The sequence below is a fragment of the Streptomyces sp. NPDC086549 genome, from assembly GCF_044746205.1.
Taxonomy (GTDB): Bacteria; Actinomycetota; Actinomycetes; order Streptomycetales; family Streptomycetaceae; genus Streptomyces.
On record NZ_JBIVBS010000001.1, the window covers coordinates 1 to 24452 of the forward strand.

22 protein-coding genes and 1 pseudogene are annotated in these 24452 nt (G+C 71.0%); 7 read left to right on the forward strand and 16 right to left on the reverse strand.

Translation table 11 applies throughout. The features are described 5' to 3' along the window. Positions 1–89 precede the first annotated feature (89 nt). From ACIPSA_RS00005 to ACIPSA_RS00070, 14 genes and pseudogenes are all read right to left on the reverse strand, one after another. Positions 90–485 (reverse strand): annotated as a pseudogene (locus ACIPSA_RS00005) (pectin esterase); the annotation flags it as partial. Positions 486–564: 79 nt separating this feature from the next. Further along, positions 565–1878, reverse strand: coding sequence for a polysaccharide lyase family 1 protein (locus ACIPSA_RS00010; protein ID WP_402626732.1), 1314 nt, complete (start codon positions 1876–1878; stop codon positions 565–567). Between the two features lie 17 nt (positions 1879–1895). After that, positions 1896–2690 (reverse strand): rhamnogalacturonan acetylesterase, encoded by a 795-nt coding sequence (locus tag ACIPSA_RS00015; RefSeq protein ID WP_402626735.1) that lies wholly within the window; start codon positions 2688–2690, stop codon positions 1896–1898. A gap of 63 nt (positions 2691–2753) precedes the next feature. Then, a complete protein-coding gene (locus tag ACIPSA_RS00020; RefSeq protein WP_402626738.1) occupies positions 2754–4088 on the reverse strand; it encodes an ABC transporter substrate-binding protein in 1335 nt (444 codons plus the stop codon). A gap of 98 nt (positions 4089–4186) precedes the next feature. Further along, positions 4187–5707 (reverse strand): family 43 glycosylhydrolase, encoded by a 1521-nt coding sequence (locus ACIPSA_RS00025; RefSeq protein ID WP_402626741.1) that lies wholly within the window; start codon positions 5705–5707, stop codon positions 4187–4189. Beyond that, entirely contained in the window at positions 5704–6549 is an 846-nt protein-coding gene (locus ACIPSA_RS00030; RefSeq protein WP_402626744.1) for a PmoA family protein, read from the reverse strand. Before ACIPSA_RS00030 ends, ACIPSA_RS00025 begins: the two co-directional genes overlap by 4 nt. Continuing rightward, a complete protein-coding gene (locus tag ACIPSA_RS00035) occupies positions 6549–7694 on the reverse strand; it encodes a Gfo/Idh/MocA family protein (protein WP_402626746.1) in 1146 nt (381 codons plus the stop codon). Before ACIPSA_RS00035 ends, ACIPSA_RS00030 begins: the two co-directional genes overlap by 1 nt. Positions 7695–7764: 70 nt before the next feature. Beyond that, positions 7765–8649, reverse strand: coding sequence for a carbohydrate ABC transporter permease (locus tag ACIPSA_RS00040; RefSeq protein ID WP_402626748.1), 885 nt, complete (start codon positions 8647–8649; stop codon positions 7765–7767). After that, on the reverse strand, positions 8646–9581 hold the full coding sequence (locus ACIPSA_RS00045) for a carbohydrate ABC transporter permease (RefSeq protein WP_402626751.1): 936 nt from the start codon (positions 9579–9581) through the stop codon (positions 8646–8648). Before ACIPSA_RS00045 ends, ACIPSA_RS00040 begins: the two co-directional genes overlap by 4 nt. 56 nt (positions 9582–9637) lie before the next feature. Further along, positions 9638–11368 (reverse strand): L-arabinonate dehydratase, encoded by a 1731-nt coding sequence (gene araD, locus ACIPSA_RS00050; protein WP_402626754.1) that lies wholly within the window; start codon positions 11366–11368, stop codon positions 9638–9640. Then, positions 11356–12267: a dihydrodipicolinate synthase family protein gene (locus ACIPSA_RS00055; protein WP_402626757.1), complete on the reverse strand. Its 912-nt coding sequence runs from the start codon at positions 12265–12267 to the stop codon at positions 11356–11358. Before ACIPSA_RS00055 ends, araD begins: the two co-directional genes overlap by 13 nt. Next, positions 12264–12920: a GntR family transcriptional regulator gene (locus tag ACIPSA_RS00060; RefSeq protein ID WP_402626760.1), complete on the reverse strand. Its 657-nt coding sequence runs from the start codon at positions 12918–12920 to the stop codon at positions 12264–12266. The genes ACIPSA_RS00055 and ACIPSA_RS00060 overlap by 4 nt, the downstream gene beginning before the upstream one ends. Before the next feature lie 224 nt (positions 12921–13144). After that, positions 13145–13897 carry an MBL fold metallo-hydrolase gene (locus tag ACIPSA_RS00065; RefSeq protein WP_402626762.1) on the reverse strand — a complete coding sequence of 251 codons (753 nt, stop codon included), beginning with the start codon at positions 13895–13897 and terminating at the stop codon, positions 13145–13147. 41 nt (positions 13898–13938) lie between these two features. Next, positions 13939–14526 carry a TIGR03086 family metal-binding protein gene (locus tag ACIPSA_RS00070; protein WP_402626764.1) on the reverse strand — a complete coding sequence of 196 codons (588 nt, stop codon included), beginning with the start codon at positions 14524–14526 and terminating at the stop codon, positions 13939–13941. A 161-nt stretch (positions 14527–14687) separates the two neighbouring features. Here ACIPSA_RS00070 and ACIPSA_RS00075 point away from each other — a divergent pair, with 161 nt between their 5' ends. Beyond that, positions 14688–15923 (forward strand): MFS transporter, encoded by a 1236-nt coding sequence (locus tag ACIPSA_RS00075; RefSeq protein ID WP_402626767.1) that lies wholly within the window; start codon positions 14688–14690, stop codon positions 15921–15923. On the opposite strand, the gene ACIPSA_RS00080 is transcribed toward ACIPSA_RS00075, so the two are convergent. Next, positions 15857–17035: a hypothetical protein gene (locus tag ACIPSA_RS00080; protein WP_402626770.1), complete on the reverse strand. Its 1179-nt coding sequence runs from the start codon at positions 17033–17035 to the stop codon at positions 15857–15859. The genes ACIPSA_RS00075 and ACIPSA_RS00080 overlap by 67 nt on opposite strands. After that, the gene (locus tag ACIPSA_RS00085; RefSeq protein WP_402626772.1) at positions 17032–17973 is read right to left on the reverse strand and encodes a 5-dehydro-4-deoxyglucarate dehydratase; all 942 of its coding nucleotides are present in this window, start codon (positions 17971–17973) and stop codon (positions 17032–17034) included. Before ACIPSA_RS00085 ends, ACIPSA_RS00080 begins: the two co-directional genes overlap by 4 nt. 227 nt (positions 17974–18200) lie before the next feature. Between ACIPSA_RS00085 and ACIPSA_RS00090 the strand changes: the two genes are divergently transcribed. From ACIPSA_RS00090 to ACIPSA_RS00115, 6 genes are all read left to right on the forward strand, one after another. After that, a complete protein-coding gene (locus ACIPSA_RS00090) occupies positions 18201–19010 on the forward strand; it encodes an NAD-dependent epimerase/dehydratase family protein (protein WP_402626775.1) in 810 nt (269 codons plus the stop codon). A 272-nt stretch (positions 19011–19282) separates the two neighbouring features. Beyond that, positions 19283–20053 carry a DeoR/GlpR family DNA-binding transcription regulator gene (locus ACIPSA_RS00095; RefSeq protein ID WP_402626777.1) on the forward strand — a complete coding sequence of 257 codons (771 nt, stop codon included), beginning with the start codon at positions 19283–19285 and terminating at the stop codon, positions 20051–20053. Positions 20054–20156: 103 nt separating this feature from the next. Next, entirely contained in the window at positions 20157–21527 is a 1371-nt protein-coding gene (locus tag ACIPSA_RS00100) for an ABC transporter substrate-binding protein (RefSeq protein ID WP_402626780.1), read from the forward strand. Next, positions 21524–22456 (forward strand): carbohydrate ABC transporter permease, encoded by a 933-nt coding sequence (locus ACIPSA_RS00105; RefSeq protein WP_402626783.1) that lies wholly within the window; start codon positions 21524–21526, stop codon positions 22454–22456. The genes ACIPSA_RS00100 and ACIPSA_RS00105 overlap by 4 nt, the downstream gene beginning before the upstream one ends. Next, positions 22453–23307, forward strand: coding sequence for a carbohydrate ABC transporter permease (locus ACIPSA_RS00110; RefSeq protein ID WP_402626786.1), 855 nt, complete (start codon positions 22453–22455; stop codon positions 23305–23307). Before ACIPSA_RS00105 ends, ACIPSA_RS00110 begins: the two co-directional genes overlap by 4 nt. Beyond that, a complete protein-coding gene (locus ACIPSA_RS00115) occupies positions 23304–24293 on the forward strand; it encodes a zinc-dependent alcohol dehydrogenase family protein (protein ID WP_402626789.1) in 990 nt (329 codons plus the stop codon). Before ACIPSA_RS00110 ends, ACIPSA_RS00115 begins: the two co-directional genes overlap by 4 nt. The last annotated feature ends 159 nt before the right edge of the window (positions 24294–24452 follow it).

A 24452-nucleotide genomic window follows, 5' to 3' on the forward strand; every position in this document is an offset into this window, starting at 1 on the left:
ACACTCACGGGGTCGGTCGTAAGCAAGAGTCAGACCGCCTCAGCCGGGGCTACCCGATCCTTGCGGGATCCGGTGCGAAAAGACTGACAGTCGTACACGATCACGACGTCACGGGGATCCTCCGAGGCGCCGATCCAGGTCGTCTCCGTGCGGGTGGCGTCGACGACGACCGTCTCCCGGTAGGTGCCCGGTGCGACGACCAGTGTCCAGCCGCTATTTCCCCCAAGGCTTGAGGCCTGGGAGGTGCCCCCAGCGGCGGTCACGGCTGCCTGGACGGAGGTGTGGTCGCCCCGGCCGTGCGGGTCGACGTACAGGGTCCGGGGCGTGAGGCGGTGGGCCGGTGAACCGTACCGGCCGAACGGGCGCGGCCCGTCGTCGGCCCGCGCGGGCGACGACGGCAGGAGGCCGAGCGCGGCGGCCACCCCGGCGCCCGCCATGAGGAAACCCCGTCTGGACAGGGGAGGTCGAGGATGGTGCGAGGGCATGCGGGTGCTCCTTCGCGATACGGCTCGGGGGAGATGCCGGACCCGGGCCGGAACGCCCCGGTCCGGGTACGGCGGCGCGTCAGCGCAGGTGACCGGCGCCGGCGCAGTGGTCGACGATGCCGGGCACGGCCCGCGCCGGGTCGACCTTCGTCCGCAGGGTCGGTGTCCAGCCCGCGCCCGGCTGGAGGATCTCGCCGGGGACCTCGGCGTTGTGGACGGCGATCAGGTCGGTCAGGGTGCCGTTGACGTAGTTGTCGTCGGCGGTGACCGGCGACTCCTTCCACTTCTTGAGGATCTTCCCGGCGCCGACCCCGTCCGGCAGCGTGAACGCGTTGTGTTCGGCGATGAGCTGGGACTCCATGCCGATGCCGTAGCTGTAGGAGTAGCCGTCCTGCGCCACGAAGTGGTTGTTGTACGAGTCGACCTGCCCGAAGCGGACGCGCGGGGCGCGCTCGACCAGGTTCGAGAACAGGTTGTGGTGGAAGGTGACCTTGAGGTGGCCGCGGTCGACCGCGGCCGTCGAGGCGCTGTCGCTGTTGCCGATCAGGATCGTCTTGTCGTGGTCCTCGAAGACGTTCCAGGAGGCCGTCACGTAGTCGGCGCCCTTGACGATGTCCAGTTCGCCGTCGTGCTGCTCGTAGATCCGGCCGAAGTAGTAGGGCAGCGTGCTGTCCGGGTGGTCGCCGTCGGTGAAGGTGTCGTGGTCCATCCACACGTGCGTGGATCCGTAGATCACCGCGCTGTCGTACTCGGAGTTCCAGTTGCCGTCGGCGGTGTCGGTCGGGTCCCACTGCGGGAAGCAGTCGAGGGGGCTCTCGAAGCTCAGGTTGCGGACGACGACGTTGTCGACGGCCTTGATCTGGAGGCTCGCGCCCTTGAACCCGGCGTCCCTGCCGATGCCCACGACGGTGGTGTTGGCCGGGATGTTCGCCTTGATGTAGGCGTCCTGGGCGGCGGCGGATGCGCGGCGCAGGCCCTCCGGGCTGTCGTCGGGCTCGGCGTCCAGGTTGGTGGATCGTCCCCAGTTCTCCGGGGAGTACTTGGCGAGGTAGGCGTCGAAGTCGTAGCCCGGCGCCTCGAACGAGGCACAGCTCGGCCCGTCGGCGTCGATCGTCCCCTCCACCTTGATGATCTTGGGGGCGCTGCCACCGTCGGCCAGGGCGGCCTTGAACTCGTCCCAGGTGGTGACGGTGTAGACGTGCGCCGGATCGGCGGCGGCGCCTCCGGTCGTGCCGGTTCCGTACGCGCCCCATCCGTCGTCGGCGGCGAGCGCCTGGTGGGCGAGGTCCGGCTGCCGGGGCCGGGCGGAGGCGGTGCCGGTGACCGCGAGCACGAGGGCCGTGCAGCCCACGAGCGCCGCAATGACGCGTCCATGACATATCTGAGTGCGCACTGTACGGGTCTCCTCGGTTACGACGCTTCTGGGGGCCAGGTGATCCAGGAGAGGGGAATGTCCTCGTGCAGCCGGATGACGTCGCGCGGCGCGAGCACCCGGGTCCGCAGCAGCTCCCGCCCGACGAGCCGGGCCACCGCGATGGCCCCCGGCGGGTTGAAGTGCGTGTTGTCCTGCTCGGTGGCGGTCCAGTTGAAGTAGGTCTTCGTCGCCTCGACGCCGAGCTCCTGCCACAGCGCGAGCGACAGCGCCTCGATGTCGAGCAGCGCCACGCGCTCCTCCTCGGCGAGCGCGCGCATCGCCGCGGGATAGTCGCCGTGGGTCGGCACGGCGTTGCCGTCGGCGTCGAACCTGCGGCGCTCGACGGGGGTGGCGAGGACGGGCCGGGCACCGTGCGCACGGGCGCCGTCCACGTAGAGCCGCAGGTAGTCCTGGTACGTGGTCCAGGGCTCGGTGTAGCGGGTGGGGTCGGCGCTCTTCTCGTCGTTGTGTGCGAACTGGACGAGAAGGAGATCACCGGGCCGGATCCCGGAGAGGATCGCGTCGAGCCGGCCCTCGTCGACGAAACTCTTCGAACTCCGCCCGTTCACGGCGTGGTTGGCGACCGCCCATTCCTTCCGGAGAAAGAAGGGCAACGCCATTCCCCACCCGGTCTCGGGAGCCGCGTCGGCGTACTTCTGGGCGGCGGTGGAATCACCGGCGATGTAAAGGGTGCGACAGCGCTGCGCCGCCCGGGCGGTACCGGTGACCGCAAGGGCGGTGGGGACGGCAGCCAACGCTGCCAGGCTGACCTGTCTGCGGGTGAGTGACACAACGATGTGCCTTTCCAACAGGAGGTGGAACCCGCGCCCCTCGGGGCGCGGGTCACTGCCCTATCAGTGGTTCTGCTTCCAGTCCGCCTGAGCCTTGTTCAGTTGATCGGCCAGCGTGCCCAGGAAGTCCTTCGCGCTCATCTTCCCGAGCAGCACCTTCTGGAAATTGGGCTCGTTGTCGGCCTTGGAGATGGTGTTCCAGTCGGGCAGGTAGTAAGGCAGCTGCACGATCTTCGTGGTGGCCCCGTTCAACGCCTCCGCCGCCAGCTTGGTCGGCTCGGACGCCTGCACCCACGAGTCCTGCGCCGCTTCCGTGTTGGCCGGCACCTGCCCGGCGGACTCGTTCCACTTGCTGTTGGACTCGTGGGACGCCGCGAACTCGATGAACTTCCAGGCGGCCGCCTTGTTCTTGCTGGACTTGAACAGCCCGAGACCGTCGACCGGGTTGGACACCTGCACCCGGGTCCCGTCGTCCAGCGTCGGGTTCGGAAGGCCCTTGAACTTGCCGTTCAGCGCCTTCTCGTGGTCCGCGTAGGAGCCGAGGTTGTGGCTCAGCATCCCGATCGTGCCGGAGTCCCACTGGGCGACCATCTTGGTGAAGTCGTTGTTGACGTCGGCGGACGGGGTGTCCTTCTTGTACAGGCCGACGTACTTCTCCAGCGCGGCCACGTTCTTCGGGTCGTCGACCGTGGTCTTGTCGCCGTTCCAGAAGGACGTGATCCCGCTCTGACCGTAGGTCGCGTCGAGGGCCTGCGCGATCGATCCCTCACCGCCCCGAATGGTGTACCCGAACTTGTTCTTGCCCTTGTCGGTGAGCTTGCCGGCGGCCGCGTAGAACTTCGTCCAGGTGGTCGGCGCGTCCAGCTTGGCGGCCGTGAACAGGTCGGTCCGGTACCACAGCGTGCCGTTGTTGGCGGAGGTCGGCACGGTGTACGTCCTCTCGTCGCCGCCGGCCGCCTTCACACTGTCCAGGAACTTCTCGTTGAGCTTCCCGTTCAACGAGCCGGACGAGATCCGGCTGTCCAGCGGCTCCAGCGCGCCCTGCGCGGCGACCTCGGCGAGCATCGCCGTGCCGACGCCGCCGACGTCGGGCAGGCCGCCGCCCTGGATGGCGGTGTCGTACTTGGACTGGACGCTCGCGGCGGGCACGCCGACGTACTTGACCTTGATGTCCGGATACTTCTTCTCGAAGTCGGCGATGATCTGCTTCCAAACGTCGGTCCGGACACCGCCGTTGTTGTCCCAGAAGGTGATCGTGCCCTTGCCGGAGCCCTCGTCGCCCTTGTCCCCCGCGCCGCCGCTGCCGTCGTCGCCGCAGGCGGTGGCGGTGAGCGCGAGCACGGAGCCCAGGGCGACGGCCGTGGCGGCGCGCCTGCTTCTGCGGATGCTTCTCTTCATGGGGCGGCTCTCTTCTTCCGGATCCGGCGAGGGCTTGGACGGCAAGCGCTTGCTACGGAGGTGCGTCATTGCGGCTCCCAACAGGCGTACGGGTGGACTCAGCAGGGGGTGATGCGGAAGTGCGTGAAGGTGGCCGTCCCGGCGTGTCCCGGCCCGGCGGGCGCGAGGGCGAAGAGGCCGAGGAGAGCGCCGACCCAGCGCCAGGGCGTGGCGGCGAAGACGGGTCCGGACGGGCGGAAACCGTCCCCGGTGTCGGCCGAGAAGCGGCAGCGGGCCCCCGGCCCGGCCTCGATCCGCAGCCGGGCCCGTCCCTCGGGCACGGGACGCGCGTGCCCGGCGTCCCGCTCCGGCTCGGTGACCGGCTCGGTGACCGGCTCGGCGAACCGGTGCACGAGCCGGACCGTCCCGTCGGCCCCCCGCTCAAGGCCGATCCAGCTGTAAGCGTCCCCGAGCACGGCCAGCCCGGCCCGTGCCCCCGGTTCCTCGCCGTCCAGCCGTAGCCCGACCTCGACCGCGCGGGGCGCGCCGGGCAGCCGCTGCGTGAGTACGTTCGACAGTTTCCGCAGGTCGTGCGCGTCGGCCGAGCGGACGCAGGTCAGCCGCAGGCCGTCGGCGGAGTGCTGGGTGGCCCAGCCGTCCTGGGGGTTGGCCGTCCACTGCCACTGGCGGCCGTACCGTCCGCCGGGGAAGTCGTCGTCGGTGGCGGGCGCGGCGGGCGGCTGCGGCGGCACATCGGGTCTGCGGTGTACGGCGACGGGGGCGCCGTCGTCGCCCAGCACCGGCCAGCCGTCGGCACCCCAGCGCATCGGCTGGAGGTGCACGACCCGGCCGTACGCACCCCGATGCTGGAAGTGCAGGAACCAGTCCTCGCCGGACGGGGTGCGCACCCAGCCGCCCTGGTGCGGCCCGTTGACCTCGGTGTCCTTCTGCTCCAGGACGACCTTCTCCTCGTAGGGGCCGAAGAACCCGCGCGAGCGGAAGGCGCCCTGCCAGCCGGTCTCCACTCCCCCGGCGGGCGCCAGGATCCAGAACCAGCCGTCGTGCCGGTGGAGCTTGGGCCCTTCGAGGGTGAACCAGCCGGGGATGCGGTCGCCGTCGACGATCACCTTGCCCTCGTCGAGCAGCGACGTCCCGTCGGGGTGCATGCGGTGGCCGGTGAGCCGGTTCTTGATGCCGGAGCGGGACCTGGCCCAGGCGTGCACGAGATAGGCATCACCGGTCTCGTCCTCCCACAGCGGGCAGGGGTCGATCAGGCCCTTGCCCTCCTTCAGGAGGTGCGGATGGGTCCAAGGGCCGCGGATCTCAGGGGCGTTGATCTGGAAGATGCCCTGGTCGGGGTCGCCCCAGAAGATCCAGAAGCGCTCGTCGTGGTACCGGAGCGAGGGTGCCCAGACTCCGCAGTCGTGCCGCGGCCTCGCGAACTCCCCTACCGGTTCGAGGCGTTCGAGGGCGTGCCCGATCAGCGTCCAGTTGACCAGGTCGCGGGAGTGCAGCAGCGGCAGGCCGGGGGCGCGGCCGAAGCTGGAGGCGGTGAGATAGAAGTCGTCGCCCACGCGGACGACGTCCGGGTCGGACCAGTCGGCGTTCAGGATCGGGTTGCGGTAGGTCCCGTACGTCACTGGCTCACCGCCTTCCGGACCAGCACGGCCGCCTCGTCCCGGCCCAGGCGGCCGTCGGCGACGACGGTGACGACCCGGCGTACGACGGTCTCACCGGGAGGGACCGGCAGCCTCTCGTCGTACGCCAGCGAGGAACCGACCCCGGGGTACTCGGCGGTGCGGACGAACCAGGGGTCGCGGCGGGTGTCGTCGGTCGCGCCGGCGAAGACCAGCGTCCAGGCGGTACCGGCGAGCGCGAGCCAGTCGGCGCGGGTGCCGTGGATCCCGGACTCGCCCTCGCGGTCGGCGGTGAAGACGTCCGGGGCGCCGACCTCCTTGCGGGCCCGCCAGAAGAAGCCGCCGTACGCGGCTCCGGGGCGGCCGTTGGTGGCCGGGCTGCCGATCGACAACGGGACCGGGGTGATGTTGGTGAGGGAGAACGTGAAGTCCAGCGCCCAGGCGGAGTCGGTGAGTCCGGTGGCGGCGACGGTACGGCGCTCGCGCAGCAGTTCCGCTCCCGCGGCGATCCAGCGCAGCTCCTCCACGAAGCCGTCGGGGTCGCGGAGCTGGAAGGACGTGTGGCGCTGGGTGCCGTGGTTGTCGAGCTCGGTGGGGCCCTGGTCGCGGACGAAGGTCCGTCCGCCCCAGAAGTTGGTCCCCTCGACGTCGGGAACGGCGACACCGACGCCGAGGTGGTGGGTGTGGTCGGCGGGGCTGAGTTCGGTGACCGTCGTGCCGGCCAGGGTGGTGACCGGGTGCAGGTAGGGGCGCGGGGAGAGGCGGGCGGGCAGTTCGGGCCGGGTGACGTAGCGGCCGACCGGGCGGCCCGCGACCCGCAGGACCAGGGTGTCGTGGGTCGTCATCAGGTGCTCACCTCTTTCGGTAGGGCCCAGGGGGCGCCCAGCTCGGAGTAGAGGGCGAGGGTGTCGGCGGCGGCCGCGACGAGTCCGTCGACGCCGCGCACCACCCGGCGGTTCTCGCCGGGGAGGAGGTGCCAGGCGTCGGAGGGCAGAGCGGCCGGGTCGTCGGCCAGTCGAATCGCTTCAACGACCTTCATGAAGGCACCCGTCGCGTCGGGTTCGACCAGCAGCGGGGCACCGGTGGTGAGGTGCTCGACGAGGTTCTCCAGCAGGTCCGTGCGGTCGTACCCGGTCTCCTTGGGGCCGCGGCCCGCCCGCTGGAGCAGGACGCGGTCCTGCTTGTACCAGAAGGTGATCCGGCCGCGGTCGCCGTGCACCAGGACGTACGGCTCCCCCGGCTCCTCGGCGCACAGGGTCGCGGCCACGGTGACCGGGCCGTTCCGGGTGCTCACGCGGACGCAGGAGGTGTCGTCGGACTCGATGTCGTTGGCGCGCAGCAGCTCGGTCTCGATGCGGGTGACGTCCTCGGCGCGGGTGGTGCCCAGGAGGGCGAGGCCGGTGGCGACGGCGTGGGCGAGGGGGTTGGTGAGCACGCCGTCGACCACGTCGACGCCGTTCAGGCGGCGCCGGCCGGCCCAGGGCGCCCGCCGGTAGTACGCCTCGTCGCGCGCCCAGGCCCCGGCCCCGCCGACGCCCATGACCTCCCCGATCGCGCCCTCGGCGATCAGTTCCCGGATCGCGGGCACGGCGTGCGAGCCCAGCGACTGGAAGCCGATCTGGCAGGCCACTCCCGCCTTCGCGACCCCTTCGGCCATGCGCCGGAACTCGGCGTACGAAGGCGCGGGCGGCTTCTCCAGCAGGATGTGCACGCCCCGCTCGGCCGCGGTGAGGGCCAGGTCGGTGTGGGTGGGGATGGGTGTGCAGAGCACGGCGATCCGCGCGCCGGTGGTGTCGAGGAGGGCGCCGAAGTCGGCGGACTGGGCGGGGGCGCCGAGGCCCTCGGGGATCTCGTCGCCGGTCAGCGGGGTGAGTTCGCAGACCCCGGCCAGCCGGACGACGCCCTTGTCCTGGAGCCGGCGGATGTTGTCGAGGTGCCAGCGGCCGTGGCCGCGTGCGCCCGCCAGGACGATCGGGACGGCTGTGCTCATGGGATCCTCCCTGCGTTGTCGATCTTTCCGTGCAGGGTAAGCCGCAGGCGGGGCGCGGTCCGATGGCGTCTCATCCCTTCACCGCCCCCGCGCTGAAGCCCGTGATCAGCCACTTCTGGATGAACGCGAACACGATCACGACCGGTACGGCGGCGACGATTCCGCCCGCGGCCAGCGCGCCCAGGTCGACACTGTCCGAGCTCATCAGGGTGTTGAGGCCGACCGGGATCGTCTGCTTGCTCTGGTCGGAGAGGAACATCAGGGCGAACAGGAAGTGGTTCCAGGCGTGGACGAAGGCGAAGGAGCCGACGGCGATCAACCCGGGCCGCAGCAGCGGGAGTACGACGATGCGGAAGGCGGCGAGGCGGTTGCAGCCGTCGACCCAGGCGGCCTCTTCCAGGGAGTACGGGACGTTCCTGATGAAGCCGCTGATCAGGATCATCGACAGCGGGAGCTGGAAGACGGTCTCGGCGAGGACGACGCTGCCCAGCGAGTTGATCATCTGGAGCTTGGCGAAGATCTGGAACAGCGGGACCAGCAGCAGCGCGCCCGGCACGAACTGGGAGCACAGCAGGGCCAGCATGAAGGCGCGCTTGATCCGGAAGTCGAAGCGGGCGAGGGCGTATCCGCCGGCCAGCGCGACGACCGTGGTCAGGAACAGGGTCGCGATGCCGACGTACACGCTGTTGACGAAGTAGGTGCCGAAGCTCCGCTCGGTCCAGACCTTGTGGAAGTGGTCGAGGGTGACCGGCCAGGGCACGAGCGAGGTGGAGCCGGCCGGGCGCAGGGCGAAGAGCAGGATCCAGTAGAAGGGGATCAGGGTGAAGAGGAGGTAGACCGACAGGGGGAGGTAGATCTGCCAGCGCGGGACCTCGTCCCAGGCGCGGCGCCGCCTGCCCGGCCGGGCGGGCTCGGACGTCACGTGCTCGGGTGCCGGAGCGATCTCGGTGATCACCTGGTCTCACCTCCGAACTTGCTCAGCCGCAGATAGACGATCGAGCAGAAGAGCAGGATCACGAACGCCACCGTGGTCAGGGCGGACGCATAGCCGAAGTTGTGGGCGTCGACGCTGGTGTTGGCGATGTAGAGCGGGAGGGTCGTGGTCTCGCCCGCCGGGCCGCCGCCGGTGAGGGTGTAGAGCAGGTCGACGTTGTTGAACTCCCACACCGCGCGCAGCAGCGTGGACAGGACGATCGCGTCCTTCAGGTGCGGGAGCGTGATGTGCCAGAACTGCTTGAGCCGGCTCGCGCCGTCCACCTCGGCGGCCTCGTACAGGTCCTTCGAGACGGACTGCAGGTCGGCGAGGATGAGGATCGCGAAGAAGGGGACGCCGCGCCAGAGGTCCGCGACCACGGCCGCCGGGAAGACGGTCGAGGTGTCCGACAGCCAGCTGGTGCCGTACGAGCCGATGCCCAGGTCCGCGAGGTAACGGGTGATGCCTGTCTGGGAGTTGTAGAGCAGCACCCAGATCGCGGAGGTCAGCACGCCGGAGACGGCCCACGGCGAGAAGACCAGGGCGCGGCCCAGCGCCCGTCCCACGAAGCTCTGGTTGACGATCAGCGCGAGGGCGAGACCGAACAGCAGCTGGAGTCCGACCTCCACGACGACCCACTTGGCGCTGAAGGTGAGCGTGTCCCAGAACTGGGGGTCGTCGGTGAAGGCGTGGACGAAGTTGCCGAAGCCCGCGTAGCCGTTCCGCCACGGCTTGGTGGGGTTGTAGTTCTGCAGGCTGTAGTAGAAGACGCTGATGACCGGGTAGGCGATGAAGCCCAGCATCAGCAGGGCAGCCGGGGCGATCAGCAGGTACGGGAGCCTGCGCGGCGTCGCGGAGGCACGGCGCCGCCGGGGTGGCGCGGGCGGTTTCGCCACGGCTGCGGCTTGGGCCATGACTGTTCTCCGTTCGGTACAGGAAGCGCTTGCTCAACGGGCATGAAAAAAGGCGCTCAGCCGGCGTACGGGTCCGGCACCTTCCCCGGACGGGCCAGGAACTCGAAGTCGCAGCCGGTGTCGGCCTGGGTGATCTGGTCGTTGTAGAGCGCGCCGTAGCCGCGCTCGTGACGGACGGGCGGCGGCGTCCACTCCGCCCGCCTGCGCGCCAGCTCCTCGTCGCCGACGTTGAGCTGGAGGGTGCGTGTCTCGACGTCGAGGGTGATCGAGTCGCCGGTGCGGACGAGGGCCAGCGGTCCGCCGACGTACGACTCCGGCGCCACGTGCAGCACGCACGCGCCGTAACTCGTGCCGCTCATCCGGGCGTCGGAGATCCGCACCATGTCCCGCACGCCCTGCTTGAGCAGGTGGTCCGGGAGGGGCAGCATGCCGTACTCGGGCATACCCGGCCCGCCCTTGGGTCCGGCGCCCCGAAGCACGAGGACGCTGTCGGCGGTGATGCCGAGCTCCGGGTCGTTGATGGTGCGCTGCATCGTCCGGTAGTCGTCGAAGACGACCGCGGGGCCGGTGTGCTTGAGCAGGTGCGGTTCGGCGGCGATGTGCTTGATGACCGCGCCGTCCGGGCAGAGGTTGCCGCGCAGCACGGCGACCCCGCCCTCGTGCGCGACCGGGTCGTCGCGGGGCCGGATGACATCGGCGTTGTGCACCTGGGCGTCGGCGATCTGTTCGCGCAGGGTGTCGTACGAGACGGTCGGCCGGTCGAGGTGCAGCAGGTCCGGGATGCGGGAGAGGAACCCGGGGACGCCGCCCGCGAAGTGGAAGTCCTCCATGAGGTACGTCCGTCCGCCGGGGCGGACGTTGGCCAGAACCGGGACCGTGCGGGCGATGCGGTCGAAGTCGTCCAGGGTGAGGCGGATCCCGGCGCGTCCGGCCATGGCGATCAGGTGGATCACGGCGTTGGTCGAGCCGCCGAGGCCGAGGACGGTGGTGACGGCGTCCTCGAAGGCCTCGCGGGTGAGGATGCCGGACAGCTTCCGGTCCCGGTGGACCAGTTCGACGATGCGCAGACCGGACGCGGCGGCCATCCGGTCGTGTCCGGAGTCCACGGCCGGGATGCTGGACGCGCCCGGGACGGTCACGCCGAGCGCCTCCGCGGCGGCGGTGAGCGTGGAGGCCGTCCCCATGGTCATGCAGTGGCCCGGTGAGCGGGCGAGACCGCTCTCCAGCTCGGCCAGCTCGCAGTCGCCGATGAGGCCGGCGCGCTTGTCGTCCCAGTACTTCCACATGTCGGTGCCGGAGCCGAGGACCTCGCCGCGCCAGTGCCCCGGCAGCATCGGTCCGGCGGGTACGAAGACCGTGGGCAGGTCGACGCTCGCGGCCCCCATGAGCAGGGCGGGTGTGGACTTGTCGCAGCCGCCCAGCAGGACCGCGCCGTCGACCGGGTAGGACCGCAGCAGTTCCTCGGTCTCCATCGAGAGCAGGTTGCGGTAGAGCATCGGGGTCGGCTTCTGGAAGGTCTCGCTGAGCGTGGAGACCGGGAACTCCAGCGGGAACCCGCCCGCCTGCCACACGCCCCGCTTCACGGCCTGCGCACGCTCACGGAGGTGTACATGACAGGGATTGATGTCCGACCAGGTGTTGAGGACCGCGATGACCGGCTTGCCCAGGTGCTCCTCGGGCAGATAGCCGAGCTGGCGGGTGCGGGCACGGTGGCTGAAGGAGCGCAGCCCGTCGGTGCCGTACCACTGGTGGCTTCTGAGCTCTTCGGGGCGCTTCACAGGGACCATCCGGCGGCTATCCGGGCGACCTCCGCGCGTGCGCTCTCCGGCAATGTCCGACTCGGCGGGCGGACGTCGCGGCGGCACAGGCCGAGGGAGGCGAGGGCTTCCTTGACGACGGTGACGTTGTCGGCGGAGCCGCCCGCGGCACGCAGTTCCTCGAAGCGGCGGATCTGCTCCCAGACCTTCATGGCGGCCGGGTAGTCGCCGGATCGAAGCGCTTCGATCATGTTCAGCGAAACGGCCGGGGCGACGTTCACGAGTCCGGAGGTGAAGCCGGCGGCGCCCGCGGAGAAGTACGAGGGCGCGTACGGCTCGGCGAGACCGGCGACCCAGACGAAGCGGTCGAGACCCGCGTCCCGAGCGAAGGCGGCGAAGCGGGCGGCGTCCGGGACGGCGTACTTGACGCCGATCACGTTCGGGCAGGAGTCGGCGAGTTCGGCGAGGCGGGCGCCGGAGAGCTGGGCGTTGCGGATGTACGGGACGACGCCCAGCTCGGGGACGGCCTCGGCGATCGCGCGGTGGTAGTCGACCCAGCCGCTCTGCGAGACGTAGGGGTGGACGGGCTGGTGGACCATCACCATCTGGGCGCCCAGCTCGCGGGCGTGGCGGGCGGAGGCGACCGCGGTGGGCACGTCGTGGCCGACGCCGACGAGGACCGTCGCCCGGTCCCCGGTCGCGTCGATGGTCAACTCCGTGACCAGGCGGCGCTCTTCGGGGGCGAGGGCATAGAACTCGCCGGTGTTGCCGCCCGGCGTGAGGGTCGTGATCCCGCCGTCGAGGAGGCGGCGCAGCAGGACCCGGTGGGCGCTTTGGTCCACGGTGCCGTCCTCGGCGAACGGGGTCACCGGGATCGCCACCACGTCCGCCAGGGCCGCCCGTTGGGGCTCGAACACCACGCTGCTCATTCCTGGCCTTTCTGCTCGGGTGCCTCGGGGAACGCCCGCTGGACGAAGGACGCGATGTGGTCGTGGAGCGCACTCGCCGCGCCGTCCGCGTCGCCGTCCATCGCGAGCCGCAGGATCTCCCGGTGCTCGGTGGCCTCCCGTTCCCAGGAGGGGTCGGCGGCCCAGGCGACGGCGGAGACCAGGGCGGCCTGATCACGGACCTCGTCGAGCATCCGGCCGAGCAGCGGGTTGCCGCACGGCAGGTAGAGGGCGCGGTGGAACTCCCGGTTGGCCAGCGACCGTTCGGCGGTGTCCGAGGCCTCGTCGGCCCGGGTCAGCGCGTCCTGGGCGGCGGCGAGGGAGGCTCCGCGCCGCACCGCGCGCTTCAGGGCCTCCGGTTCCAGGAGCAGCCGCACGTCGTAGACCTCGCGCGCCATGTCCGCGTCCACCATGCGCACCGTGACGCCCTTGTACTGGCTCATCACGACGAGTCCGGTGCCGGCCAGGGTCTTGAGCGCCTCGCGCACCGGGGTCTTGGACACCCCGAACTGTGCGGCGAGCTCGGTCTCGACCAGGGCCTGACCCGGCGTCAACTGCCCCGTGAGGATGCGGTGTTTGATCGCGTCCAGCACAAACTGCGTGCGGGACGGGATCGGCATGGGCACAGAGGTCATGCGCGCCTCTCGGATCTCGCGTATGTGATCTCACGTATCGCGTCTCATATATGACGTACGAAGTACGACGCGTCGAAGCTAGGAGCCGCCCTGTGATTCGTCAATGCTTCTGACAAAGCTTCCGGCAAAGGGAGTCGAGGCTGCCGAGGCAGGAGCACCGGGGAGGAGCCGGACGGGATCACGGGAAGGGGCCTGGCGGGATCACGGGAAGGGGCCTGGCGGGATCAGATGATCCTGGTGTCCCCTTCGCGCGCGGTGTCCGTGGGGCGGCCGAAGGCCACCGCGGCGCGGGCCGTCGCCGACTCCCGGTTGAGCGCGGGCCCGACGTGGGTGACGAGCAGCTCGCGCACACGTGCCTCGCGGGCGATGCGTCCCGCGTCCTCCGGGGTCAGATGAACCCGTTCGCCTTCGCGATGCTCGTCGATGTCCGCCTCGCAGAGGAACAGGTCGGCGCGGGTGGCGAGTTCGCCGAGCGCGGCGCAGGGCCCGCTGTCCCCCGAGTAGGCCAGCACACTCCCCTGGCACTCGGCGCGCAGTCCGTAGGCCTCGGTGTCGTGGGCGACGGCGCGGGCGGTGAGACGGAGGTTCCAATGCTGGACGGCATGGCCGTCGTACAGGGGCCGGAAGTCGAGGACGCCGCTCAGGAAGTCCACGTCGGGCTTGCCGAAGAAGCCCGCGAGCCGCCGGGCGCACTCCTGCGGCGCGTACACCGGGACCGGCGCGGCCGGGGTCATCCCGCCGAACGCGAACGCGTAGGCGGCTGCGAGCAGATCCGCACTGTGGTCGGCGTGCAGATGCGAGATCCAGATCGCCGTGAGCCGCGCCGGATCCGTGTGCCGCTGCAACTCGGCGAACGTTCCGGGCCCGGCGTCCACCCATACCTCGGCGCCGCCGCCGCGCAGCAGGTACCCGGAGCACGGGCGTCCGGGCTGCGGGTGCGGGGAGGCGGTGCCGAGGACGGTGAGGCTGAGGGGCATGGTGGGGAGAGTACGGTTCCATGCCCGCCGATTGTGACCTTTTACGGCTTCCAGCCCGGATCCCGCCCGCTCAGTCCCACCGCCCGGTCGAGGAGCGGCGCGTCGTCGGGGACGGGGACGACGGGGCCGAAGCCGCCGCCCCCGCGGCCGGGGTCGTCGCCCATGGCGAGGAGGAATCCGTATGCCGTGCGCAGGGCGGCCGGGTCGGGGGTGCAGGCCTGGCCGGTCGCCCGCGCCAGGTCCCAGCCGTGGATCACCAGCTCCTCGGTGGCGACCGCGCCCGCGACCCCGCCGGGCAGATCCACTCCGCCCGCGCGGGTCATGCCGGTCCAGGCGGCGGGATCGCGCCAGGCCTCGGCGAGCTCGTCCAGGATCTTGGGCAGCTCCTCGCGCCAGCCGGGGCCGATGTCCGGCACGGCGGCGTCCGGGCTGGTGTCGGTCGTGACGCCCAGATCCTTGCGGGCGGCGTCACGGAAGGCGACGGACAGCCCGACCAGATGCCCCAGCATGTTGCGCACCGCGAGGTCGGGACACGGTGTCGCGGCCGAGAGCTGCTCGTCCCTGACGCCCTCGGCGAGCCGCAGCAGCTCGCGCGTCTGCGGGCCGAGGTCGAGGATCGTGTCGGTCATCCGGTTGCTCCTTCGGGGGTGCGGTGTCCGTACGGAAGGGTGTCCGTACGGAAGGTGGACCGTCCGGGTTCCCGGAACTCATCGGCGACCGCCTTCTTCCTTCTTCCGTAGGGCATCTGCCCGATGTCCCCCGGCATGCCTTAGACCCACGATGACCAGGCATGACGACCTCCTGGAGCGTGACCCGCCTCCTCCGCGACCGCAACGCGGCGCTCTATCTGACCGGCGTCGTGGTGTCCGGCTTCGGCAGTTCCGCGCTGTGGCTGGTGTCGGGCGTCTGGGTCAAGGACCTCACCGGTTCCAACGGCCTCGCCGCGCTGTGCACCGCCGCCCTCTGGGCCCCCACCCTCGTCGGCCCCGCCCTCGGCACCCTTGCCGACCGCGTCCGCCGCAAACCCCTTCTGATCTGGACGAACCTCGGTCTCGCCGCCCTCCTGCTCCCCCTCTGGACCGTCGACTCCCCCACCGGTGTCCGGCTTCTCCTCACCGTCCTCTTCCTCTACGGCGCCGCGGGCGTCGTGGAGGACGCGGCCAGCTCCGCCCTCGTCACCGCCGCCGTCGACCCCGCGCTCCTCGGCGACTTCAACGGGCTGCGGATGACCGCCCGCGAGGGCATGAAGCTGGTCGCCCCGCTGACCGGAGCCGCGCTGTACACGGCGTACGGCGGGCCGAGCGTGGCGCTGCTGGATGCCCTCACCTTCGTGCTGGCGGCGGGGCTGTGCGCGCTGCTCCGGGTCCGCGAGGAACGCCCCCAGCCGGCCACCGGGAGCCGGCGGCGGCAGACCGCCGAGGGCGCCCGCCTGCTCTGGTCGCACCCGGAGCTCCGCCCGCTCGTCCTGGCCGGCGGTACGACGATGTGCCTCGCCTCGCTCGGGAGCAGCATGAACTACGCCGTCGTGGACGCCCTCGGCCGTTCCCCGGCCTACACGGGGGTGATGTACGCCGTGCAGGGTGTCGGCTCGGTCGCGGTCGGGCTGGTCTCCGGGCCGGCGCTGCGGCGGCTCGGCGAGCGCCGGTTCGCCGCGTACGGCATCGCGCTGACGGCGGTCGCGGTGGCCGCGCGGGCGGTGCCGTACGACGCGGTGGTGCTGGCGTGCAGTGCGGCGGGCGGGCTCGGGCTGCCCTGTGTGCTGATCGCCGCCTACACCGCCGTACAGCGCGAGATCCCGTCCGCCGCACTGGGGCGGGCGACCGCGACCGCCGACACGCTGATGTTCACACCGAACGTGATCGGGCTGGCGGTCGGGGCCGCGTTGGTCGAAGTCGTCGACCACCGGCTGCTGTTGGTGCTCCTCGGGGTCGCGCTGCTGGCTCCGGCCCGGGCACTCGCTCACCGCAGGGTGAGCAACGCGTCCCGTACCGCCGCCAGATCGCCGTCGGACGCCAACCCGGCGTGATACAGCCGAAGTTCGGTCGCGCCCAGTTCGCGCGCCCGGGCCGCGTCGGCCGCGAGCGTGCCGGGGCTGCCGCCCATCCCGGAGACCACGGTGAGGTTGGCGGCGAGGACGGCACCCTCGCGGCCGCGTTCGGCGAACGGCGCGAGCAGGCCCGCCCCGCCCGTGCAGGGCACGACCACACCGTCCGCGACGGACAGGACGCGGGCGGGTTCCACGCCGGCGTTGGCGCCGCAGTGGTACGACACCGGGTCCGCGTGCAGGAGCACCTGGAAGCCGTCGGGCGCGGCCGCGCGGACCGCGGCGACGGCCTCCTCCTGGAGGGTGCCGGCGGTTTCGTCGCGCCACGCGCGCGTGGCGGCGGCCCGCCGGTCGCCGAGGAGCTTCTCCACGCCCGCCCAGCCCCCGTCGTCGGGCGCGCCCTGCCACAGCGGCTCCAGGGCGGCCCGTACGGCAAAGGCCAGTTCGTCGGCGTCCAGCCCCTGTCCGCCGTACCCGTCCCGGCAGACGGGGCAGAAGCAGAGCGACATCAGGTACTGCCCGGCGTCCCCGAGGCCGACCCCGCCGGTCTTGTCGTGGGCGTGCAGATGCGCGAGGCCGTACCAGCCGAGGGACTCCAGCTCGGTGCCGTGGGCTCCCGGCCGTACGGCGGCCTCGGCGGCCAGGTCGACGAGGTACGCGCGCGTGGCAGGCTGTGCGATGCACGGCGCCCACGGGTAGCGGTCGCCGTAGGCGTTGACGACCGAGGTGCCCGGGTGCCCGGCGCCCAGGCGGGAGTTGTGCGCGAGGACGACCCAGGTGTGCACTTCCAGGCCGGCCTGTGCGAGCGCCTCGGCCGCCTCGCCGTACGCGTCTCCGGGCGCCCAGTCCCCGGCCGGGTACGGGCGTAAGGTCCGGCCCGCCCAGCGGCCCGCGGGGCCGTCGTCCAGGGGGTACAGCACGGCCGCGTGCCCGGCGGTGACGATGCGGTGGCGGGGGTGGCGAGGGGTCAGCGCGCGCGTGGAGTGGTAGGCGGCCGCGAGAGTCACCTGCGCCACGCCGAGCGCGGCGGTCCGCGCGGGTGCCTCCGGGTCCCCGTTGACGTCCCAGGGGTAGACGAACGCCGACGCCTTCACGCGTCCTCCTCCAGCAGCGCGTACCCGCGCTCGATCAGCTGGGCGAGCTGCTTGACGTGGTCCTCGGCCGGCTCGTGCAACGGGGGCCGCACCTCCCCCACGTCGAGGCCGCGCAGCCGTACACCGGCCTTCACAAGGGCGACGGCGTAGCCGCGGCCCTGGGCGCGGAGTTCGACGAACGGCCGGTAGAAGCCGTCCAGGAGGCGGTGCGCGGTGACCTCGTCGCCGTCCTCCAGCGCCCGGTGGAAGGCGAGGGCGATCTCGGGCGCGAAGCAGAACACGGCGGAGGAGTAGAGGGTGATGCCGAGCGCGCGGTAGGCGAGCTGGGTCTGCTCGGCGGTGGGCAGGCCGTTGAAGTACAGGAAGTCGCCGGGGGCTTCGGTGCGTACGGCGCTGACGACGCGCTGCATCAGGTCGAGGTCGCCGAGGCCGTCCTTGAAGCCGATGATCCCGGCGGTGCGCGCCAGTTCGACCACGGTGGGCGGGGTGAACACCGCGTTGTCCCGCTGGTAGACGATCACGGGCAGGTCCGTCGCCGCGGCCACCTCCCGGTAGTGCCGCAGCAGGCCCTCCTGGCCGGCGACGACGAGGTACGGCGGCATGGCGAGCAGTCCGTCGGCGCCGGCCCCCTGGGCGAGCCGTGCGTAGCGGACGGCGAGCGCGGTGCCGTACCCGGCGCCCGCGACGACCGGCACCCGCCCCTCGGCCGCCTCGACGGCGGCCCGTACGCAGGCCTCGAACTCCTCGGGCAGCAGCGCGTGGAACTCCCCCGTGCCGCAGCACGCGAACACGGCCGCGGCCCCGGCCTCGACGCCCCGGCGCACATGTGTGCGGTAGACGTCGAGGTCGACGGAGCCGTCGGGGCCGTAGGCCGTGACGGGGAAGAACAGCGGCCCGCTCGGGACACGGAGTCGGGCGGCGAGAGGGGCTGGCGTCACGGGAGCTCCCTGTCGGTGCATGTTTCTGATCAGTGTCTATATTTCTGAACGCCACCACGCTACGGGCCCTTCTCGGGGCCGGTCAAGCGGACAAACCAGCAACAGGGCAGCGGATTTGCGCACTCCACGCCACACTTGACTAGCCACGCCACCGCTCCCTAGCGTGTCCATGAATGTGAATGCCACGCATGAATGCGACCGCGACCGTTGAGTCAAGGAGATCGTGGATGCCCGCTCCCCGCACCGTCCTGCTCACCGGCGCCGCCGGCGGCCTCGGCACCCTGATGCGGTCGCTCCTCCCGGAGTACGGATACGAGCTGCGCCTGTTCGACGTGCGGCCCATCGAGGGCGAGCCGGACGCGATCACCGCGGACCTCTCCGACAAGGCGGCCCTGCGCGAGGCCGTCCGGGGCGTCGATGCGGTCCTGCATCTCGCGGGCATCTCCCTGGAGGCCCCCTTCGAGAAGATCCTCAGGTCGAACATCGAGGGCACCTACAACCTGTACGAGGCGGCCCACGAGGAGGGCGTGCCGCGCATCGTCTTCGCCTCCTCCAACCACGCCGTCGGCTTCACCCCGGCCCCCCGGGGCACGGACCCGCTCATCCCCGTCGGCACACCGCACCGCCCGGACACCTTCTACGGCCTGTCCAAGGCCTTCGGCGAGGACCTCGCCCAGCTCTACTGGGACAAGCACGGCCTGGAGACCGTCTCCGTGCGCATCGGCTCCTGCTTCCCCGAGCCGACCGGCGTCCGCATGCTCTCGGTCTGGATGAGCCCCGCCGACGGCGCCCGCCTCTTCCACGCGGCCCTCACCGCCGAGCACGTCGGCCACACCGTCGTCTACGGCTCCTCCGCCAACACCCGCCTGTGGTGGGACCTGACCAGCGCGCGGGCGCTCGGCTACGAACCGCGGGACGACTCCGAGCAGTACGCCGCGAAGCTGATCGCCGAACACGGCGAGCTGGACCCGGAGAACCCGGCCCACGGGCACCTCGGCGGCCACTTCGTGAACGATCCGCCGATCTGGCCGTACTGAGCGGCAACGCCTGCGAAACGGTCGTTCGCGGCGGCGGACGGGCACGGAACGGGCCCGCCCGCCGCGCATTCGGGCACGGACGCCGCCCGCTCTCACCTCCCGCCCCACGGCCGCGCAGGTCCGAGACGGGCACCCCGCTCCGTGAACGGGCACACACGGGCAGCATCGGGCACGCAACAGGCCTGGTCAGCGCCGCGTACCCGCTGTAGAACTTCCCTCAAGGGCCCGAACGGGCAGTTCCGGGCAGTTCCGCGGGGAAGAAGGTGACGACAATGACCACCAGGACGGCGGAGGAACGCCAGCGCGAGATCGTGCGGGCCGCGCGGGCCGGCGGCTCGGTCGACGTCGCCGCGCTCGCCGCCGAGCTGGGTGTGGCCAAGGAGACCGTCCGGCGCGATCTGCGCATCCTGGAGGACCACGGCCTGGTCCGCCGCACCCATGGGGGCGCCTACCCCGTGGAGAGCGCCGGCTTCGAGACGACGCTGGCCTTCCGCGCCACCAGCCACGTCCCCGAGAAGCGCCGGATCGCGGCCGCCGCGGCCGAGCTGCTCGGCGACGCGGAGACGGTCTTCGTCGACGAGGGCTTCACCCCGCAGCTCATCGCCGAAGCCCTGCCGAGGGACCGGGCACTGACCGTGGTCACCGCCTCCCTCCCGGTCGCGGGCGCCCTTGCCGAGGCCGAGCACGTCTCGGTGCTGCTCCTCGGCGGCCGGGTCCGCCCCGGCACACTGGCGACCGTCGACCACTGGACGACGAAGATGCTCGCCGGCTTCGTCCTCGACCTCGCCTACATCGGCGCCAACGGCATCTCCCGCGAACACGGCCTGACCACCCCCGACCCCGCGGTCAGCGAGGTCAAGGCGCAGGCCGTCCGCGCCGCACGGCGCACGGTCTTCGCGGGCGTCCACACCAAGTTCGGGGCGGTCAGCTTCTGCCGGTTCGCCGAGATCGGCGCACTCGAGGCGATCGTGACGAGCACGCTGCTTCCGGCGTCCGAGGCCCATCGCTATGCCCTGCTGGGACCGCAGGTCATCCGGGTCTGAAAAACAAACTCAATCACCGAGGGCCCCTTCGCGCCCCACAATGCCCCATATATCCCTTATGCACTTCATGACCATCACGCCCCGATACATCCAGGAGCGATCCATGCGAACCCCGAGCCGACGGAGGCCGCGAGCCGCGCTCGCCATGGCCGCCGCAGGGACGCTGCTCGCCCCACTGCTCTCCGGCTGCTGGGCCGGGGCGGGCGGGGCCGGTTCCGGCGGCGACTCCATCAACGTCCTGATGGTCAACAACCCCCAGATGACCGAGCTGCAGAAGCTCACCGCCGCCCACTTCACCGAAGAGACCGGCATCAAGGTCAACTTCACTGTGCTGCCCGAGAACGACGTCCGCGACAAGATCAGCCAGGACTTCGCCAACCAGGCGGGCCAGTACGACGTGGCCACGCTCTCCAACTACGAGATCCCGATCTACGCCCGCAACGGCTGGCTGCACGAGATGGACTCGTACGTCGCCGGGGACCCGGCGTACGACGAACAGGACGTCCTCAAGCCGATGCGCCAGTCCCTGACCGGCAACGACGGCAGGCTCTACGGCCAGCCCTTCTACGGCGAGTCGTCCTTCCTGATGTACCGCAAGGACGTGTTCGCGAAGAAGGGCCTGACGATGCCCGCGCACCCGACCTGGACCCAGGTGGCCGACCTGGCCGCGAAGGCCGACGGCGCCGAGCCCGGAATGAAGGGCATCTGCCTGCGCGGCCTGCCCGGCTGGGGCGAGCTGATGGCACCGCTCACGACCGTCGTCAACACGTTCGGCGGCACCTGGTTCGACAAGGGCTGGAAGGCACATCTGGACTCCCCCGGATTCGAGAAGGCGACGAAGTTCTATGTCGACCTGGTCCGCGCCCACGGCGAGTCCGGAGCGGCCCAGTCCGGGTTCGCCGAGTGCCTCAACAACATGACCCAGAGCAAGGTCGCCATGTGGTACGACGCGACGTCGGCCGCCGGTCTCCTGGAGGCCGCCAAGTCCCCGGTCAAGGGCAGGCTCGGCTACGCGCCCGCCCCCGTGGAGAAGACGGACTCCTCCGGCTGGCTCTACACCTGGGCCTGGGGCATCCAGAAGGCCTCCCGCAACCCGGACAAGGCCTGGAAGTTCGTCTCCTGGGCGTCGAGCAAGCAGTACGAGCAGCTGGTCGGCGACACCAGCGGCTGGTCGAACGTCCCGGCGGGCAAGCGCGCGTCGACGTACACGAACGCCGCCTACCGCAAGGAGGCCGCCGCCTTCCAGGACATGACGAAGGACGCCATCGAGAACGCCCGCCCGAACGACCCGGGCGTGCAGCCGCGCCCCGCGCCCGGCATCCAGTTCGTCGGCATCCCCGAGTTCACCGACCTCGGCACCAGGGTCTCCCAGGAGATCAGCGCGGCCATCGCCGGACGCCAGTCCGTCGACTCGGCCCTCAAGAAGTCCCAGCAACTCGCCGAGAAGATCTCCAAGGAGTACGAGGGACGATGACCGTGACAGCACACCTGACGACGACTCCCGTCCGTCCGGCACGGCAGCCCTCCGCCCGCCTGCGCGCCTGGGCCACCCGGGCCCCGCTCCTGCCCGCCCTCGTCTTCATGATCGCCGTGACCCAGCTCCCGTTCGTGGCCACACTGGTGATCTCCTTCTTCGACTGGAACGCCCTCTACCCCAAGGCCCGCCACTTCACCGGCCTCGACAACTACCGCCAAGTCCTGACCGACGCGGACCTGCGCCACTCGGTGTGGACGACGGTGCTGCTCACGGTGGCGGTGGTGCTGGCCAGCCTGGTCCTCGGCCTCGCGCTGGCCCTGCTCCTCGACCGGAGGTTCCGCGGCCGGGGTGTCGTCCGCACCCTCCTGATCGCCCCCTTCCTGGTGGTCCCGGTCGCCGCCGCACTGCTCTGGAAACACGTCCTCTACAACCCCGAATACGGCCTGCTCAACGGCCTGCTCCACTACGTCGGCGGCCCCCAGCCGGACTGGATCTCGAAGACTCCGCTGCTCGCGGTCGAGGCCTCCCTGGTGTGGCAGTGGACGCCGTTCATGATGCTGATCCTGCTCGCCGGCCTGCAGAGCCGCGACCAGCAGCAGATCGAGGCCGCGCGGGTGGACGGCGCGAACGACTGGCAGATCTTCCGGTACCTCACGCTCCCGCACCTGCGCCGCTACCTGGAGCTCGGCGCCCTGCTCGGCTCGATCTACATCGTCCAGAACTTCGACGCGGTCTTCACGATCACGTCCGGCGGCCTGGGCACCGCCAACCTGCCCTACACCGTCTACCAGAGCTTCTACCAGGCCCACGAGAACGGCCTCGCCTCGGCCGCGGGCGTCCTGGTGGTCATCGGCTCGATCGTCATCGCGACCTTCGCCCTGCGGGTGGTGTCGTCGCTGTTCCGCGAGGAGGTGTCCCGCGCATGACCACTACGGCCGTACGACGCGGAGAACGCAGAGTACACAGAGGACGCGGCCTCGGCCTGGTGGCCTGGCTGGCCGGAGTCGTCTTCTTCCTCCCCATCGCCTGGATGGCCCTGACGTCCTTCCACTCGGAGGAGGACGCGGCGACCAACCCGCCGTCCTTCACCTCAGCCCTCACCCTCGACGGCTACCGCGAGTTCTTCGGCACGGGCGGCGGGGCGAGCCCCTGGCCCGCGCTGATCAACTCGACGGTGGCGTCGGTGGTCTCGACGGTGTGCGTGCTGCTGCTCGCGCTCCCGGCGGCGTACGCGCTCTCGATCCGCCCGGTGAAGAAGTGGACGGACGTCCTGTTCTTCTTCCTGTCGACGAAGATGCTGCCGGTGGTGGCGGGCCTGCTGCCGATCTATCTGTTCGCGAAGAACGCGGGGATGCTGGACAACATCTGGCTCCTGGTCATCCTCTACACATCGATGAACCTGCCGATCGCGGTCTGGATGATGCAGTCGTTCCTGGCCGAGGTGCCGGTGGCGATCATCGAGGCGGCGCGGGTGGACGGGGCACGCCTGCCGACGATCCTGGCCCGGGTCGTCGCCCCCATCGCCCTTCCCGGGATCGCCGCCACGGCCCTGATCTGCTTCATCTTCAGCTGGAACGAGCTGCTGTTCGCCCGAGTCCTCACGGGCGTGGTCGCCGAGACCGCCCCCGTCTTCCTGACCGGCTTCATCACCAGCCAGGGCCTGTTCCTGGCCAAGGTGTGCGCCGCGTCGCTCGTCATCTCCCTGCCGGTGCTCGCCGCGGGGTTCGCCGCCCAGGACAAGCTGGTCCAGGGACTGTCGTTGGGAGCCGTGAAATGAAGGCCGCCGTCATCGAGTCCGTGGGCCGTGCCGTCGTCACCGAGGTCCCCGACCCGACGCCGGGCCCCCGCGAGGTCGTCGTCGAGGTGGCGGCCTGCGGGCTGTGCGGCACGGACCTGCACATCCTCCAGGGCGAGTTCGCGCCCAAGCTGCCGATCGTCCCCGGGCACGAGTTCGCGGGCGAGGTGGTCGGGGTCGGCACCCGGGTCACCGAGGTCGCGGTCGGCGACCGGGTGGCGGTGGATCCCTCGCTGTACTGCTACGAGTGCCGGTACTGCCGCACGGGCCACAACAACCTCTGCGAGCGGTGGGCGGCGATCGGCGTGACGACGGCCGGCGGGGCCGCGCAGTTCGCGGTGGCGCCGGTGGCCAACTGCGTGAAACTCCCCGAGCACGTGCGCACGCAGGACGCGGCCCTGGTGGAACCGCTGTCGTGCGCGGTACGCGGCTACGACGTCCTTCGCTCGCGCCTGGGCGCCCACGTCCTGATCTACGGCTCCGGGACCATGGGCCTGATGATGCTGGAGCTGGCCAAGCGCACGGGTGCGGCGAGCGTGGACATCGTGGACGTGAACCCCGCCCGTCTGGAGACGGCCCGCCTGCTCGGCGTCTCGGCGTCCGCCGCGAACCCGGACGAGCTGGACCGGCCGCGGGGCTGGGACGTCGTGGTAGACGCGACCGGGAACGCGGCGGCGATCCAGGACGGGCTGGAGCGGGTGGCCAAGGCGGGCACGTTCCTGCAGTTCGGGGTGGCCGACTACGCGACCCGGGTGACCATCGACCCGTACCGCATCTACAACCAGGAGATCACGATCACCGGTTCCATGGCGGTGCTGCACAGCTTCGAACGAGCGGCGGAACTGTTCGCGAACGGGGTACTCGACCCCGAGGTGTTCATCAGCGACCGAATTCCACTGGCCCGGTACCCGCAGGCACTGGAGCAGTTCGCGGCGGGGGTGGGCCGCAAGATCGTGGTGGTGCCGTAAACGGTGGCCCCTTAAATCCGCCCCTTCCGACAGTTGGCCTCAAAACCACCCCCTCCGGCAGTTGGCCTCAAAGCCAGTCCCTCCGGCAGTTGGCCTCAAAGCCAGTCCCTCCGGCAGTTGGCCTCAAAACCAGCCCCTCCGGCGTTTGAGGAGCGGGGG

Coding starts and splice junctions, on each gene's coding strand:
- ACIPSA_RS00020 (WP_402626738.1), bottom strand. CDS start 4,088: ATGAAGAGAAGCATCCGCAGAAGCAGGCGCGCCGCCACGGCCGTCGCC.
- ACIPSA_RS00030 (WP_402626744.1), bottom strand. CDS start 6,549: ATGACGACCCACGACACCCTGGTCCTGCGGGTCGCGGGCCGCCCGGTC.
- ACIPSA_RS00035 (WP_402626746.1), bottom strand. CDS start 7,694: ATGAGCACAGCCGTCCCGATCGTCCTGGCGGGCGCACGCGGCCACGGC.
- ACIPSA_RS00045 (WP_402626751.1), bottom strand. CDS start 9,581: ATGGCCCAAGCCGCAGCCGTGGCGAAACCGCCCGCGCCACCCCGGCGG.
- araD (WP_402626754.1), bottom strand. CDS start 11,368: ATGGTCCCTGTGAAGCGCCCCGAAGAGCTCAGAAGCCACCAGTGGTAC.
- ACIPSA_RS00055 (WP_402626757.1), bottom strand. CDS start 12,267: ATGAGCAGCGTGGTGTTCGAGCCCCAACGGGCGGCCCTGGCGGACGTG.
- ACIPSA_RS00060 (WP_402626760.1), bottom strand. CDS start 12,920: ATGACCTCTGTGCCCATGCCGATCCCGTCCCGCACGCAGTTTGTGCTG.
- ACIPSA_RS00065 (WP_402626762.1), bottom strand. CDS start 13,897: ATGCCCCTCAGCCTCACCGTCCTCGGCACCGCCTCCCCGCACCCGCAG.
- ACIPSA_RS00070 (WP_402626764.1), bottom strand. CDS start 14,526: ATGACCGACACGATCCTCGACCTCGGCCCGCAGACGCGCGAGCTGCTG.
- ACIPSA_RS00075 (WP_402626767.1), top strand. CDS start 14,688: ATGACGACCTCCTGGAGCGTGACCCGCCTCCTCCGCGACCGCAACGCG.
- ACIPSA_RS00090 (WP_402626775.1), top strand. CDS start 18,201: ATGCCCGCTCCCCGCACCGTCCTGCTCACCGGCGCCGCCGGCGGCCTC.
- ACIPSA_RS00095 (WP_402626777.1), top strand. CDS start 19,283: ATGACCACCAGGACGGCGGAGGAACGCCAGCGCGAGATCGTGCGGGCC.
- ACIPSA_RS00100 (WP_402626780.1), top strand. CDS start 20,157: ATGCGAACCCCGAGCCGACGGAGGCCGCGAGCCGCGCTCGCCATGGCC.
- ACIPSA_RS00105 (WP_402626783.1), top strand. CDS start 21,524: ATGACCGTGACAGCACACCTGACGACGACTCCCGTCCGTCCGGCACGG.
- ACIPSA_RS00110 (WP_402626786.1), top strand. CDS start 22,453: ATGACCACTACGGCCGTACGACGCGGAGAACGCAGAGTACACAGAGGA.
- ACIPSA_RS00115 (WP_402626789.1), top strand. CDS start 23,304: ATGAAGGCCGCCGTCATCGAGTCCGTGGGCCGTGCCGTCGTCACCGAG.